Source organism: Kitasatospora cinereorecta (genome assembly GCF_024172095.1).
Classification (GTDB): Bacteria; Actinomycetota; Actinomycetes; order Streptomycetales; family Streptomycetaceae; genus Kitasatospora; species Kitasatospora cinereorecta.
This window is the reverse complement of record NZ_JAMZDX010000002.1, coordinates 137,317-151,372: the sequence shown is the minus strand read 5'-3', so window position 1 is coordinate 151,372 and position 14,056 is coordinate 137,317. Positions and strand designations below refer to the sequence as shown.

General features: G+C 73.6%; 12 protein-coding genes. 5 read left to right on the top strand and 7 right to left on the bottom strand.

Annotated features, from left to right (window positions below):
- Positions 1–71: 71 nt before the first annotated feature.
- Entirely contained in the window at positions 72–1,067 is a 996-nt protein-coding gene (locus FHR36_RS07585) for a chitinase (RefSeq protein ID WP_253795050.1), read from the top strand.
- A gap of 21 nt (positions 1,068–1,088) precedes the next feature.
- On the opposite strand, the gene FHR36_RS07580 is transcribed toward FHR36_RS07585, so the two are convergent.
- A complete protein-coding gene (locus FHR36_RS07580) occupies positions 1,089–1,427 on the bottom strand; it encodes a hypothetical protein (RefSeq protein WP_253795048.1) in 339 nt (112 codons plus the stop codon).
- 130 nt (positions 1,428–1,557) lie between these two features.
- Here FHR36_RS07580 and FHR36_RS07575 point away from each other — a divergent pair, with 130 nt between their 5' ends.
- Positions 1,558–2,418 carry a carbon-nitrogen hydrolase family protein gene (locus FHR36_RS07575; RefSeq protein ID WP_253795046.1) on the top strand — a complete coding sequence of 287 codons (861 nt, stop codon included), beginning with the start codon at positions 1,558–1,560 and terminating at the stop codon, positions 2,416–2,418.
- A gap of 73 nt (positions 2,419–2,491) precedes the next feature.
- Here the strand turns inward: FHR36_RS07575 and FHR36_RS07570 are convergent, their stop codons facing one another.
- Positions 2,492–3,541, bottom strand: coding sequence for an aldo/keto reductase (locus FHR36_RS07570; RefSeq protein WP_253795045.1), 1,050 nt, complete (start codon positions 3,539–3,541; stop codon positions 2,492–2,494).
- A gap of 159 nt (positions 3,542–3,700) precedes the next feature.
- On the opposite strand from FHR36_RS07570, the gene FHR36_RS07565 reads away from it, so the two are divergent.
- Positions 3,701–5,095 (top strand): class II fumarate hydratase, encoded by a 1,395-nt coding sequence (locus FHR36_RS07565; RefSeq protein WP_253795042.1) that lies wholly within the window; start codon positions 3,701–3,703, stop codon positions 5,093–5,095.
- Between the two features lie 108 nt (positions 5,096–5,203).
- Here the strand turns inward: FHR36_RS07565 and FHR36_RS07560 are convergent, their stop codons facing one another.
- Both FHR36_RS07560 and FHR36_RS07555 read right to left on the bottom strand, forming a co-directional pair.
- Positions 5,204–5,644: an SPW repeat domain-containing protein gene (locus FHR36_RS07560; RefSeq protein WP_253795040.1), complete on the bottom strand. Its 441-nt coding sequence runs from the start codon at positions 5,642–5,644 to the stop codon at positions 5,204–5,206.
- Positions 5,645–5,772: 128 nt separating this feature from the next.
- On the bottom strand, positions 5,773–6,726 hold the full coding sequence (locus tag FHR36_RS07555; RefSeq protein ID WP_253795038.1) for a DNA glycosylase AlkZ-like family protein: 954 nt from the start codon (positions 6,724–6,726) through the stop codon (positions 5,773–5,775).
- A gap of 99 nt (positions 6,727–6,825) precedes the next feature.
- On the opposite strand from FHR36_RS07555, the gene FHR36_RS07550 reads away from it, so the two are divergent.
- Positions 6,826–7,389, top strand: a complete 564-nt coding sequence (locus tag FHR36_RS07550; protein ID WP_253795036.1) for a PadR family transcriptional regulator — start codon at positions 6,826–6,828, stop codon at positions 7,387–7,389.
- Between the two features lie 2 nt (positions 7,390–7,391).
- The gene (locus tag FHR36_RS07545) at positions 7,392–9,092 is read left to right on the top strand and encodes an acyl-CoA dehydrogenase family protein (RefSeq protein WP_253795035.1); all 1,701 of its coding nucleotides are present in this window, start codon (positions 7,392–7,394) and stop codon (positions 9,090–9,092) included.
- 72 nt (positions 9,093–9,164) lie between these two features.
- On the opposite strand, the gene FHR36_RS07540 is transcribed toward FHR36_RS07545, so the two are convergent.
- The 3 genes from FHR36_RS07540 to FHR36_RS07530 form a co-directional block, all read right to left on the bottom strand.
- Positions 9,165–10,457: a M28 family metallopeptidase gene (locus FHR36_RS07540; RefSeq protein ID WP_301330016.1), complete on the bottom strand. Its 1,293-nt coding sequence runs from the start codon at positions 10,455–10,457 to the stop codon at positions 9,165–9,167.
- A gap of 573 nt (positions 10,458–11,030) precedes the next feature.
- A complete protein-coding gene (locus FHR36_RS07535) occupies positions 11,031–13,094 on the bottom strand; it encodes a sensor histidine kinase (protein ID WP_253795033.1) in 2,064 nt (687 codons plus the stop codon).
- A gap of 173 nt (positions 13,095–13,267) precedes the next feature.
- On the bottom strand, positions 13,268–13,954 hold the full coding sequence (locus FHR36_RS07530) for a response regulator (RefSeq protein WP_253795031.1): 687 nt from the start codon (positions 13,952–13,954) through the stop codon (positions 13,268–13,270).
- Between the last annotated feature and the right edge of the window lie 102 nt (positions 13,955–14,056).

The following is a 14,056-nucleotide window of genomic DNA, read 5'->3' as shown; positions in this document are numbered from 1 at the left end:
CAGGTCTAGACGTCACGCTCTTCAGTCAGGAAAGTTTCCTAACATCCCGCCTCCCCACGGATCGGTGACCCATGGCCTCGCACGCCCCGTCCCGCCCGCTCCTCACCCTCGCCGCGACCGCCGCGCTCGCGCTCTCCGGCGTCGCCCTCGCCCCGGCCGGCCAGGCCGCGACCACCGACCCGGTCGGCCTCAACGCCCCGTACGAGTACCTGGGTTGGGGCAACCCGCAGAGGCCCGCCGACGTGATGGCGGCCACCGGCGTCAAGCAGTTCACGCTCGCCTTCATGCTCAGCGACGGCGGCTGCACCCCCAAGTGGGACGGCAGCCGGGCACTCACCGGCGGCAGCGACCAGTCGGCGATCAACGCGATCCGGGCGGCGGGCGGCGACGTGGTGGTCTCGTTCGGCGGCTGGAGCGGCAACAAGCTCGGCGAGAAGTGCGGTTCGGCGAGCGCGCTGGCCGGCGCGTACCAGAAGGTGATCGACGCCTACCGGCTCAAGGCGATCGACATCGACATCGAGAACACCGAGGTCGCCGACGCCGGCGTCCGCCAGCGGGTGATCAGCGCGCTGAAGACGGTGAAGACCGCCAACCCGGGCATCAAGGAGTACGTCACCTTCGGCACCACCCCGAGCGGCCCGGACTCCGCCGGCCTCGACCTGATCAGGAAGGGCGCGGCGGCCGGACTCGCGGTCGACGGCTGGACCGTCATGCCGTTCGACTTCGGCAGCCACAGCGGCTCGATGGGCACCGTCACCACCAAGGCCGCCGACGGGCTGAAGAACGCGGTGGCGAGCGCCTACGGCTACGACTCGGCCACCGCCTACCGGCACATCGGGATCTCCTCGATGAACGGCCGGACCGACGAGAGCGACGAGACGGTCTCCACCGGCGACTTCACCACCATGGTCAACTACGCCAAGGCGCACCACCTGGCCCGGTTCACCTTCTGGGCGGTCAACCGCGACCGGCCCTGCCCCTCGGGCACCGGCGCGGGCGACTCGTGCAGCGGGATCAGCCAGTCGCCGTACGCGTTCACCAGGATCGTCGCCGGCTACCACGGCTGACCCCACCGCCGCGGGCCGCGCTCACCGCCCGGCGGCGAGCGCGGCCTCGGCGAAGTTGTCCCAGTGGCCGACCGAGGCGGCCGGGAGGCAGACCCAGTCCTTCATCGGCCGGCCGCCCATCGGGTCGAACAGGTGGGCGCCGGGCAGGCGCAGCGCCTCGGCGAGAGCCGGGCTGTCCCGGCCGAGGCGGCAGACCAGCTCGCCCTCGCGCAGCCCGGCGAACGCCTTGCCCGCCGCGTCCTTGAGGCAGGGCATGCCGAACATCTGCGAACGGGTGGCCCCGCGCGGGGCCAACTCCTCGGCGATCTCGTCGTAACGGGCCGCCGGGTCGGGCGGCGCCAGGTCGGGTGCATCGGTCATACGGCCATGCTGCACCCGGCCGCCACCACCGGCCGCCCGCCACGCCCGTGCCCCCGCGACGGCCGTCCGGGGTCGGCCGGGGAAATCGGAGGTTGAGTCTCCGCGCGTCATCCGGTAATGATTGATTCCCGTGAGCACTCCTATACACGCGCTGCCCACCCGTCCCCTGACGATCGCCGTGGGCCAGGCATCGTCCGCACCGCTGGACGTGCCGGCCAATGCGGCCGCCGCCGCCGAGCTGGTCCACCGCGCCGCCGACCGGGGCGCGGAGCTGCTGCTGCTCCCCGAACTCTTCCTCTCCGGCTACCAGCTCGCCGGGATCGCCGCCGAGCCCGACCGGTACACGGTGACCCCGGACGATCCGCGCCTGGAGCCGCTGCTGCGCGCCTGCGCGGCGACCGGCACCGCCGCCGTGCTCGGCGCGCCGGTCCGGGACGCCGCCACCGGCTCGCTGCACATCGCCGCCCTGGCGGTCGACCGCGCGGGCCGGGTCGCCGCCGAGTACCGCAAGCAGTTCGCCACGCCGAACGAGCGCGCCACCGGCTTCTCCCCGGGCACCGGCGGCTGCACGATCGCGCTGGACGGCTGGCGGCTGGGCCTGGGCGTCTGCTGGGACTCCGGCTTCCCCGAGCACGCCCGCGCCGCGGCGCTGGACGGCGCCCACGCCTACCTGGTCGGCGCGCTGTTCGGCACCGGCGGCGGCCGCCACCAGCGGGCCACCGTCTTCCCGGCCCGCGCACTGGACAACACGCTCTACGTCGCGCTGGCCAACCACGTCGGCCCGGCCGGCCCGTACACCGGGTGCGGCGGCAGCGCGGTGTGGGGCCCGGACGGCCGGCTGCTGGCCGAGGCCCCGGAGAGCGGCAGCGCGCTGATCACCGCCTGCCTGGACCCCGAGGCGCTGGCCCGCGCCCGTACGGAGGAGCCGGTGCTCGTCCAGCCGGGCCTGCCCGCCGCCCCCGCCGGCCGGACCCTCGCCGTCCTCGGCTGAGCAGCCGGACCCCGGGCCGCCGCGCGCCCGTGCACCGGAACCCCCGGCCGCCGCGCGCCCGTGCACCGGGACCTCAGGCCGCGGCGCGCTCGTGCACCGGTCGGCGGCGCCGGGCGGCCTGGGCCAGGGCAGGCGGGGTCCAGACGCCGTCCGGGCGGTAGACGTCGGTGCCGGGCGGCACGATCGCGTCGATCCGGTCGAGGGTGGCGTCGTCGAGGACCAACTCGGCACCCTTGAGGGTGTCCTGGAGCTGCCCGAGGGTGCGCGGGCCGATGATCACCGAGGTGACCGCGGGGTGGGCCAGCGGGAAGGCCACCGCGAGTTCGGGCAGCGTGCAGCCGAGCTCCTCGGCGAGGGCGACCAGCTGCTCGACCGCGGCCAGCTTGGCGGCGGTGGTGGGCAGCTCCGGGTCGAAGCGGCCCGGGTGCAGCGCAGGCCGGCCGCTGCCCAGGTCGATCGGCCGGCCCTGCCGGTAGCGGCCGGTGAGGAAGCCGGAGGCGAGCGGGCTCCAGGTCAGCACGCCCATGCCGAGACGCTGCGCGACCGGCAGCACGGCGGCCTCCACGCCGCGCGCCAGCAGCGAGTACGGCGGCTGCTCGGTGCGGAAGCGCTTGAGGCCGCGGCGCTCGGCGACGTGGTGGGCCTCGACGATCTCCTCGGCGGGGAAGGTCGAGCAGCCGAAGGCGCGGACCTTGCCCTGGGTGACCAGGTCGCCGAGGATGCCGAGGGTCTCCTCCACGTCGGTGGTGTGGTCCGGGCGGTGCACCTGGTAGAGGTCGATCCACTCGGTGTCGAGCCGCCGCAGGCTGTCCTCGACCGCGCGGGTGATCCAGCGCCGGGAGTTGCCGCCGCGGGCCGGGCCCTCGCCCATCGGGAAGTGCACCTTGGTGGAGAGGACGACGTCGTCCCGCCGGCCCTTCAGGGCCTTGCCGACGATGGTCTCGGACTCGCCGGCGGAGTACATGTCGGCGGTGTCGACGAAGGTGATCCCGGCGTCGAGCGCGGCGTGGACGATCCGGGCGCACTCCTCGTGGTCGGGATTGCCGACGGCGCCGAACATCATGGTGCCGAGGCAGTGCGTGCTGACCTCGATGCCGGTGCCGCCGAGGACGCGGTAGCGCATGGTGGTTCTCTCCCCGTGTTCCGGTGGCCCCGCCCCTCGGGGCCCGGGAGGGACCCTAGGAGCTGGAGTCGACTCCAGGTCAAGCCCGGCCGGGTGGTGGCGTTGCCCGGGAATGCCCGGGGCGCGTGCGAAGCTCTGGTGTCCAGGAGGTGTCGCACCATGGGTGAGGACCAGGACTGGCGGATCGAGCACGACTCGATGGGCGAGGTGCGGGTGCCCGCGGCCGCGAAGTGGCAGGCGCAGACGCAGCGCGCGGTGGGGAACTTCCCGGTCTCCGGCCAGCGGCTGGAGCGGGCCCACATCGAGGCGCTGGCCCGGATCAAGGCGGCGGCGGCGAAGGTCAACGCCGAGCTGGGAGTACTGGACGCGCAGACCGCGGCCGCGATCGGGGAGGCGGCCGGGGAGGTGGCGTCCGGCCGCTGGGACGACCAGTTCCCGGTGGACGTGTTCCAGACCGGTTCGGGCACCTCGTCCAACATGAACGCCAATGAGGTGATCGCGACCCTGGCCGCCGAGCGGCTGGGCCGGCCGGTGCACCCGAACGACCACGTGAACGCCAGCCAGTCGTCCAACGACGTCTTCCCGTCCTCGATCCACATCGCCGCGACGGCGGCCGTGACCGGCGACCTGATCCCCTCGCTGGAGCAGTTGGCGGCCGCGCTGGAGCGGAAGTCGGCCGAGTTCGCCGAGGTGGTGAAGTCCGGGCGGACGCACCTGATGGACGCCACGCCGGTCACCCTCGGGCAGGAGTTCGGCGGCTACGCGGCGCAGGTGCGGCACGGGGTGGAGCGGCTGCGCGCCACCCTGCCCCGGGTGGCCGAACTGCCGCTCGGCGGCACGGCGGTGGGCACCGGCATCAACACCCCGCCGGGCTTCGCGCCGGCGGTGATCGCCGAGGTGGCCCGGGCCACCGGCCTGCCGCTGACCGAGGCGCGCGACCACTTCGAGGCGCAGGGCGCCCGGGACGGGCTGGTGGAGCTGAGCGGTCAGCTGCGGACGGTGGCGGTCGGCTTCACCAAGATCGCCAACGATCTGCGCTGGATGGGCTCGGGTCCGCGCACCGGCCTGTCCGAGATCAACCTGCCGGACCTGCAGCCGGGTTCCTCGATCATGCCGGGCAAGGTGAACCCGGTGGTGCCCGAGGTGGTGCTGATGGTGGCGGCGCAGGTGGTGGGCAATGACACCACCGTCACGGTGGCCGGGGCGAGCGGCAACTTCGAGCTGAACGTGATGCTGCCGGTGATCGCGCGCAACGTGCTGGAGTCGGTGCGGCTGCTGGCCTCCGCCGCCCGGCTGCTGGCCGACCGGACGGTGGACGGGATCACCGCCAACGTCGAGCGGGCCCGCGAGTACGCCGAGTCCTCGCCCTCGGTGGTGACGCCGCTCAACCGCTACCTCGGCTACGAGGAGGCGGCCAAGGTGGCCAAGCAGTCGCTGGCCGAGCGCAAGACCATCCGGCAGGTGGTGCTGGAGCGCGGGTACGTGCAGCAGGGGCTGCTGACCGAACAGCAGTTGGACGAGGCGCTGGACGTGCTGCGGATGACCCGGCCCTGACCGCTGCGCACGGCGCACGAGTGCCGTTCCGTACGGCACACGCCTCGGGGCCGGCCCGGAGTTCCGGGCCGGCCCCGAGCTGTGGAGCCTGCGGACCGCTCACCTGCCTCACTTGCCGCGACGCATCAGTCCGGTGGGAGCGCCGGTCATGGCGAGTCCGGCCGCGGCCAGCGCCAGGCAGGTCATCAGGCCGCCGACGATGACGTTGGTCCAGATCACCCGGTTGACGGCCTCGTTGCCGACGGTCGCCCAGGGCGCGACGATCGTCCAGATGCCGATCCCCAGCGCGGCGTACGCGCGGGCGTGGGTGCGCTCGAAGGCGCCGTAGCCCGCCATCAGCCAGGCGTAGCCGAGGCCGAGGATCAGGTTGCTGATGACCACGCCGCTCGCCAGGAACCCCAGCGCGCTGGCGTACCCGACCACCCAGGGAGAGATCGCCAGGAACAGGCCGCACATGACGCCGAGCGCCTCGACGCCCTGCCCGCGCGTGGTCGACGTGGCACGTTCCGCTTGCTCACGCAGTGCCAGGATGTCCGGATGGTGTTCCATCCCAGTCGGTAGCTGGGTCGACACCGGGACCACCTCCTCCAAAGTTTGCTGGACATGGCAGGCGTCTGGTCCGTACCCGCTATGTCCGGCATGTAACGCTACCGGCGGGTTTGTCTCTTATTATTTTCTTATTCCCACAGCTCCACGGCCTCCCGGTCACCCTCCGCCTGCCAGGTGCCGACGATCCGCCCGTCCCGGACCACCGCCGGGCGGATCACCCCGCCGCCGGCGTTGATCCGCCGGGCGTGCGCGGGGTCGAGCATCAGCGAACGGTCGCGGTAGCCGAGCAGGAAGCTGTCGTAGCGACCGAGCAGCCGCTCCAGCGGCGGGCCCGGCGGCGGCGGTTCGGCGCCGGGCAGGGTGAACAGGCCGGGCGCCGCCTCGATCAGCCCGGCCGCCGTGAACGCCCGCCGGGCCACGGTCGGTCCGAGCCCCGACCAGACCGCGAAATCCTCCGGCCCGACCGGGCCGAACGCCCCCGCGTGCCACCGGGCCAGCTCGCCGAGCGCGGCCTCGCCCGCGAGCGCCCGCCCCGGCGGCAGCGGACGGTAGCCCGGTTGCCCGGCGGACACCTCGGCGCCCCGGCAGAGCACGCCCTGGGCGGCCGCGTACGCCGTCAGGTGGGCCGGCGCCTGCCCGGTCGGGTCCACCTCCACCCCGCGCCCGCGCAGCTCCCGGACCAGCTCGGCCCGGCTCAGCGGCCGCTCGACCAGCTCGGGCAGCACCTCCAGGGCCGCCGCCAGCACGTCCTCGGTCAGTCCCAGCTCGCGCCGCCGCCGCGCCCCGCCGGCCAGGTTGCGCCCGCCGAACACGCCGACCAGCCAGCGCGCGTCCTCGGCCGGGACCAGGTGCAGCGTGCCGCGCATCAGCCAGGTGACCACCACCTCCCCGGCCAGCAGCGCCCGCTGCGGCTCCCCGGGGTCGCCCACCCCGCGCACCCGCAGCGCCCGGCGGACCGCCGCCGCGTCCTGCGCCTGCAGACCCGCGACCCGCCGGGCCACCCCGGCCGGGCCGCCCGCACCGGAGTCGTCCCCGAAGTGACTGTGCATCCGCCAGCGCCGCAGCAGCGCGTCCTCGATCACGTCCGCCATTGTCCGCGACCGGGCCCGCTTCCGTGAGCTGCGTCTCATCGCCGCGCGCCCGCATTGCCTATGCAACTCGTTGCATAGCAGGATGCGGCCATGGCACTGGAGCACGCGATCCTCGTCTCGCTGATGGAGCGGCCCGGCTCCGGCTACGAGCTGGCGCGCCGCTTCGACCGGTCGATCGGCCGTTTCTGGACCGCCACCCACCAGCAGATCTACCGGGTGCTGCGGCGGATGGAGGCGGACGGCTGGATCGCCGTCGAGCAGGTCACCCAGGACGGGCGGCCCGACAAGAAGGTCTACTCCCCCGCCGAGCCCGGCCGCCTCGCCCTGGCGGAGTGGCTGCGCGAGCCGGTCGAGCCGGAGACCGTCCGGCACGAGCTGGCGGTGAAGATCCGCGCCGCCGCGTTCTCCGACCCGGGCGCACTGGTCGCCGAGGTGGAGCGCCACCGGGAGAGCCACGCGGCCCTGCTGGCGCACTACCTGGCCGGCGAACGGCGCGACTTCCCGGACCCCTCCGGCCTCGACGCCCAGGAGCAGCTCCAGCATGTGGTGCTGCGCGGCGGCATCGAGTACGAGCGGATGACCCTCGCCTGGCTGGACGACGTGCTCGCCACCCTGCACCGACTCGCCCGTACACCCTCGACCCCCCAGGACTGAGCATGCTCTTCAACCCGCGCAGCTACGACCCCGTGCAGTTCGACGAGCCCACCCGGCGCCTGCTGCGCGCCACCGTGGACTGGTTCGAGTCCCGGGGCAAGAAGGCGCTGATCGACACCTACATCGACCGCACCTGGTACGCGGACTTCCTCAAGTTCGCCGCCAAGGAGGGCCTGTTCGCCGAGTTCCTGACCCCGGCCTCGGCGGACGGCAGCAAGCGCTGGGACACCGCGCGCAACGCCGAGCTGAACGAGATCCTCGGCTTCTACGGCCTCGGCTACTGGTACACCTGGCAGGTCACCATCCTCGGCCTCGGCCCGGTGTGGCAGAGCGAGAACGAGGCCGTCCGGGCCCGGGCCGCCAAGCTGCTGGCCGAGGGTCACGTGATGGCCTTCGGCCTGTCCGAGCGCACCCACGGCGCGGACATCTACTCCACCGACATGATCCTCACCCCGGACGGCGAGGGCGGCTTCACCGCCACCGGCCCCAAGTACTACATCGGCAACGGCAACGTGGCCGGCCTGGTCTCGGTCTTCGGCCGCCGCTCGGACGTCGAGGGCCCCGAGGGCTACGTCTTCTTCGCCGCCGACAGCCGGCACGAGGCGTACCACCTGGTCAAGAACGTGGTGAACGCGCAGATGTACGTCAGCGAGTTCCGCCTCGAGAACTACCCGGTGCGCGCCGAGGACGTGCTGCACACCGGCCAGGCCGCCTTCGACGCCGCGCTGAACACCGTCAACGTCGGCAAGTTCAACCTGTGCACCGCCTCGGTCGGCATCTGCGAGCACGCCATGTACGAGGCCGTCACGCACGCCCACAACCGGGTGCTGTACGGCCGGAAGGTCACCGACTTCCCGCACGTGCGCCGGGAGTTGACCGACGCCTACGCCCGCCTGGTGGCGATGAAGCTGTTCAGCGACCGCTCGGTGGACTACTTCCGCACCGCCTCCCCGGAGGACCGCCGCTACCTGCTCTTCAACCCGATGACCAAGATGAAGGTCACCACCGAGGGCGAGAAGGTCATCGACCTGATGTGGGACGTCATCGCGGCCAAGGGCTTCGAGGCGGACACCTACTTCGACAAGGCCGCCAAGGACATCCGCGGCCTGCCGAAGCTGGAGGGCACGGTCCACGTCAACCTGGCGCTGATCCTCAAGTTCATGGGCAACTACCTGTTCGCCCCGGCCGAGTACGCGCCGGTGCCGAGCCGGCTGGACGCCGCCGACGACGCGTTCCTGTTCCGCCAGGGCCCGGCCCGCGGCCTCGGCGCGATCCGCTTCCACGACTGGCGCACCACCTACGACACGCACGCCCACATCGCCAACGTGGCCCGCTTCCGCGAGCAGGCCGACGGCTTCTGCGCGCTGCTGCTCGCGCACGCGCCGAGCAAGGAGCAGCAGGCCGACCTGGACTTCCTGCTGGAGATCGGCCAGCTGTTCGCGCTGATCGTCTACGGCCAGCTGGTGCTGGAGCAGGCCGAGTTGACCGGCCTGGACGCGGACGTGCTGGACCAGATCTTCGACGCGCTGGTCCGCGACTTCTCCGCGCACGCCACCGAGCTGCACGGCAAGTCCTCCGCCACCGAGGAGCAGGCCGCCTGGGCGCTGGCCCACGTCCGCCGCCCGGTCGCCGACGCCGAGCGCGCCGCCCGGGTCTGGGCGCAGGTCGAGGCGCTCTCGGGCGCGTACGAGATGCAGCCGTAGGCACCAACGCCTCGGCGGGGGCCCGGAGTTTCTCCGGGCCCCCGCCGTCGTACGGGTCGGAAGGTCAACAGGTCAGAAGGTCAGCTTCCAGCTGTCCAGGTACCCGGTGTCCTGCGCGGCGGTGTCCTGCACCCGCAGCTTCCAGACCCCGTTGGCCGTCTCGCTCGAGGCGTTCACGGTGTACGTGGTGAGGACGTTGTCGGCGGAGTCGTTGCCGCTGGAGTTCTTCAGCCGGTACGTGCTGCCGTCCGGGGCGACCAGGTCGATCACCAGGTCGCCGCGCCAGGTGTGCTTGATGTCCACGCCCACCTGGAGGGCGGCGGGCGCGTTGCCGGTGCGGCCGGAGACGGTGACCGGGGACTCCACCGCGGCGCCCGCGTCCGGGATCTGGAGGTCGGCGGTGTTCTCGTACACGGTGCCGGGCGGCGGCGGGGCCTCGGTGCCGAGCGTCCACAGCGCGTAGGCGATGGCGTCGCTCATCCGGTCCAGCACGGTGTCGTCGATGTTCGCCGAGGTGTCGCAGGAGGCGTGGTAGCAGCGGTCGAAGGCCTGGCCGGAGGTGCCGCCCCACTTGCTCGCCTGGGCACTGGTCTTGATGTAGTCGGCGCCGCTGAACAGGCCGCCGACCGGGATGCCCGCGTTCTTGAACGGGGCGTGGTCGGAGCGGCCGTCGCCCTCGGTCTCGGGCTCGGTGGCGACCCCGAGTCCGGAGAAGTAGGTGCGGAACAGCTGGTCCAGCTTGGCGTCGTCGTCGTAGACGAAGTAGCCGGGGTTGGGCGAGCCGATCATGTCGAAGTTGAGGTACGCCTCGATCTTCGAACGGTCCGCCGCGGAAAGGCCGTTGACGTACTTGGAGGAGCCGACCATGCCGGCCTCCTCGGTGCCCCACCAGCCGAAGCGCAGGTGCTTGGTGGGCTGCAGGCCGGCCCGGGAGACGGCCAGCGCGGCCTCCAGGATGCCGGCCGAGCCGGAGCCGTCGTCGTTGATGCCCGGACCGGCGGAGACCGAGTCGAGGTGGGCGCCGACCATGACGGTGTGCGCGGTGTCGCCGCCGGGCCAGTCGGCTATCACGTTCCAGCCGGTGGCGCCGTTGTAGGTGTAGGACTGCAGCACGGTGGTGAACCCGGCCGCGTCCAGCTTGGACTTCACGTAGTCGACGGACGCCTTGTACCCGGGCCTGCCGTGCGCCCGGTTGCCGCTGTTGGCGGTGGCGATCGACTGGAGCTGGGCCAGGTGGGCCTTGACGTTGGCGACCGGGACGTCCGGTGGCGCGAGGACGGTCGGGGCGGCGGCCGGACGGGCGGCGGCCCCGGGGGCGAGGAGGACGGCGGCCGTGGTGGCGACGGTCGCGCCCAGGGCCAGCAGGGAGCGGCGCACGCGGGGTCGCCGCAGGGCAGGCTCGGTCACGGAGGGCTCCGGATTCTGGTGGGGCAGAAACGGAAACGGGGGGTAACGAACACGGGTGAACTTGACGCGCTCATGATGATCAGGGTTTGGTCAAGCAATCGTCAAGTGCCGGACGGAGAAAGCCTCGTGAGGAGCCGAACCCGTTACAGCCCGGAGGCCCGGGCCGGTGCGGAGTGGAATTCCGTACCGGCCCGGGCCTCTCGGGTCGCGCTTTCGGGGGGTCAGGGGCACCGCGGCTGGAGCGGTCCACCGCACGGCGCGGGCTCCGGACCGGGCGGGGCGGGGTTCGGGTCGGGGTTCTGATCCGGCCCGGACACCTGCGGATCCCGGTCCGGCCGGACGGTCCCCCGCTCCGGCTCGGCCGTCACCGCCTCTTCCTCGGGTATCGCTGCCATCGAGCTGTCCTCCTGGGGAGCCGACCGCCCCCGGTTCGGGCCGGTCTCGTACCTCGACTGTCCGCCGGGAGGCGTCCCGGGCGCATGGGGCAGGTGTCCCCACTGCGCCCGGGAATCCCGTCCGGGGAGTGAGCGCTCAGTCCGCGGGCTCCGCCGCGCCCGCCCGGGGCAGGACCGCCCGGACCCGGGCGCCGGAGGAGTCGTTGGAGGCGGTGAAGCAGCCGCCGAGCTCCTCCGCCCGCTCGGCCATCGAGCGCAGGCCCACCCCGACCCCGTCGGTGTGCACCGGGAAGCCCGCGCCGTTGTCCAGGGTCTCCACGGTGACCTCGTCCGCCCCGACGTTCAGGGCCAGCCGGACGCTGCTGGCTCCCGAGTGGCGCACCACGTTGTTGAGCGCCTCCCCGCTGATCCGGTAGACCGCCACCTCGACGGCGGCGGGCAGCGGCGGCAGCGGGTCCGGGTCGAGCTCGACCAGCACCTCCAGGCCGCGGCTGCCCAGTCCGGCGGCGAGCCGGCGCAGCGCCCCGGCCAGCCCCTCCGAGCCGAGCGCGGCGGGAGCCAGGCCGTCGGTGATCCGGCGCAGCTCGACGATCAGCCGGCCGATCTCCTCGGAGGCGGCGGTCACCGCGGTGGCGGTCGGGGATCCGTCGGGCGCGGTGGCGAGGGCGGCGTCCAGGCGCAGCCGCAGCCCGGAGAGCGCCGGTCCGACGCCGTCGTGCAGGTCGTGGCGCAGCCTCCGGCGTTCCTCCTCGCGGGCCAGCACCAGGCGCTTGCGGCCGGCCTGCAGGTCCTCGTACAGGCGCAGTGAGGCGACGGCGGGTGCGGACTGGTCGGCGAGCAGCCGGAGCACGTCCCGGTCCTGCCGGTCGAGCGTGGTCTGTCCGCTGCGCGGGGCCGCGTGCAGCGCGCCGATCTCGGCGCCCTCGTAGCGCAGCGGGAAGCGCTCGGCGGACGGTCCGAGGCGCCCGCGCGCGGCCAGCTCGCGAACGCCGGTGCGGCCCTCGACCCGGACGGCCGCGGCCGGCAGCCCCAGGCTGTCGACCACCGTCTGGCACAGCAGCGGCGGGATGTGGGCCGGGTCGACGGCGGAGCCGATCCGCTCCGCCAGGCCGCTCGCGACCTGGTACGGGTGGGCGCGGTCGCCGTAGTACGCCCGGTCGACGGCGTGGGTGACGCCATGGAACGCGGGGCGCAGCAGCGCCCCGGCCGCCACCGCCCCGGCCAGGGCCCACCAGTCGTCCGGCGCGCGGCCCGGCAGCAGGTCGTGCACGACGACGGCGGCCGCCGCCACCGCGAGGAACAGCAGGGTGCCGAAGGTGAGCAGGCTGAGGCGGCGCCGGGTGGCCCGGTCCAGTGAGAGCGAGCGGTCCTTGCGGAAGGCGAAGACCAGCCCGCCGGCCCAGGCGACCGGTCCGACCAGCACCGCGTAGAACAGCCAGTCGGCGTGGTAGCCGGTGTAGTACGGGACGGTGACCACGGCCGTCCAGAGCAGGTACGGCCCGACCAGTTCGACCAGTCGGCGGTGCGGGCCGGGCGCGCGGTACCAGCGGACGGCGGCGATCAGCAGGGCAAGCGCGACCAGGGCGGTGGAGATGTTCCGGCCGAGCGAGACGTCGGCGGTCGGGTCGCCGAACACGTCGGTGCGGGCCCGGTAGAGATCGGCCCAGATCCCGTGGTGGAAGGGGTTGGGGACGCCGTACCACTCCGGGTCCTTGGCGGCCGTGGCGAAGCCGTCCACCACGCCCCACAGCACGTACCCGGCGACCAGGGCGCGGCCGGCGACTCCGCCGGGCAGCCGGCCGTCCGGCAGCCAGAGGGCGAAGGTCAGCACCAGCACGCCGTAGCAGCACCAGCCGATCAGCACGGTGGCGAACACCAGGTCCGCCGTCCAGCCGGTGGCGTGGCCGAGCGCGCCTGCGATCACCGCCAGCTGGGAGACCTCCAGTGCCACGCCGGTGGCCAGCAGGGCGCTGCCCAGCCCCCGGGCGGCCCGGTTGATCAGCACGAACGCGCCGGACAGCGCGAAGCACAGGAAGATCGCGGTCAGCGCGCCGTTCAGGTACAGGTCGAGGTCGGCGTGCGGGTGGGTGACCGCCAGGGCGGTCCACGCGAGCGCGCACAGCAGTGCGGCCCCGCAGGCGGCGAGGGCCCGGTCGGGCCTGGCGGGGGTGAGTGCGGTGGCGCCCTGGTCGCTGTTCATCGGCCCTCCTCGACGACGGTCGGTGCCCGTGGGTCCCGGTGGTTCCGACCATCCTTCGCCACCCGGTGTCCCGGCCGCAGGGGCCGGCGGTCCCGTCCCGGCCCCGGGTCGGACGGGCCAGCCGGCCGGGACGGTCAGGCGGGCCGGTCAGGCGGGCCGGTCAGGCGGGCCGGTCAGGCGGGCCGGGAGCCGCCGGGCTCCGGGCGCCGCTCGTCGTCGCCCAGCCCCATGTCCCGGGCCCGGGCGACCGCCTCGGCCCGGGTCGCGACGTGGAGCTTCTCGAAGATGTGGGTGACGTGGTTGCGGACGGTCTTCTCCGCCACGAACAGCTCCCGGGCGATCCGCCGGTTGTCCAGGCCCCGGGCGACCAGGTCGAGCACCTCGGCCTCACGGGCGGTCAGCTCCGGGAACAGCTGCCCCGCCTCGCGCAGCCGGGTGCCGGCCAGCAGCGCGGTGATCCGGGCCGCCACGTCGGCACCGAACACCGCCCCGCCGCCGGCCACCGTCCGCACGGCGTGCAGCACCTCGTCCCTGCCCGCGCCCTTGACCAGGTAGCCGCGGGCACCCGCCTGGAGCGCGGCCAGCAGGCTGCCGTCGTCGTCCGCCATGGTCAGCATCAGCACCGGCACGCCGTCGCCGCCGTCGGCCTGGTCGGCCAGTCGGCGGGTGGCCTCCAGGCCGGAGCCGTCGGGCAGGGAGAGGTCCATCACCACCACGTCCGGCCGGTGGGCGGCGACCGCCTCCGGCACCGCCCCCACCGTCTCGGCCTCGCCCACCACCTCGATCCCGTCCGCGCTCGCCAGGGCGGCCCGGAGGCCCTCGCGGAAGAGCGGATGGTCGTCAACGATCAGTACACGCACGGATTCGGCACCACTCTGCTGATCATCCACCCTGGCGACACTAGCGGCGACGAATCGGTGACGGTGCGTGACATGCCGACACGCCCCGAGCGACCACCCGAA

Coding starts and splice junctions, on each gene's coding strand:
- FHR36_RS07585 (WP_253795050.1), top strand. CDS start 72: ATGGCCTCGCACGCCCCGTCCCGCCCGCTCCTCACCCTCGCCGCGACC.
- FHR36_RS07580 (WP_253795048.1), bottom strand. CDS start 1,427: ATGACCGATGCACCCGACCTGGCGCCGCCCGACCCGGCGGCCCGTTAC.
- FHR36_RS07570 (WP_253795045.1), bottom strand. CDS start 3,541: ATGCGCTACCGCGTCCTCGGCGGCACCGGCATCGAGGTCAGCACGCAC.
- FHR36_RS07565 (WP_253795042.1), top strand. CDS start 3,701: ATGGGTGAGGACCAGGACTGGCGGATCGAGCACGACTCGATGGGCGAG.
- FHR36_RS07560 (WP_253795040.1), bottom strand. CDS start 5,644: ATGGAACACCATCCGGACATCCTGGCACTGCGTGAGCAAGCGGAACGT.
- FHR36_RS07550 (WP_253795036.1), top strand. CDS start 6,826: ATGGCACTGGAGCACGCGATCCTCGTCTCGCTGATGGAGCGGCCCGGC.
- FHR36_RS07545 (WP_253795035.1), top strand. CDS start 7,392: ATGCTCTTCAACCCGCGCAGCTACGACCCCGTGCAGTTCGACGAGCCC.
- FHR36_RS07535 (WP_253795033.1), bottom strand. CDS start 13,094: ATGAACAGCGACCAGGGCGCCACCGCACTCACCCCCGCCAGGCCCGAC.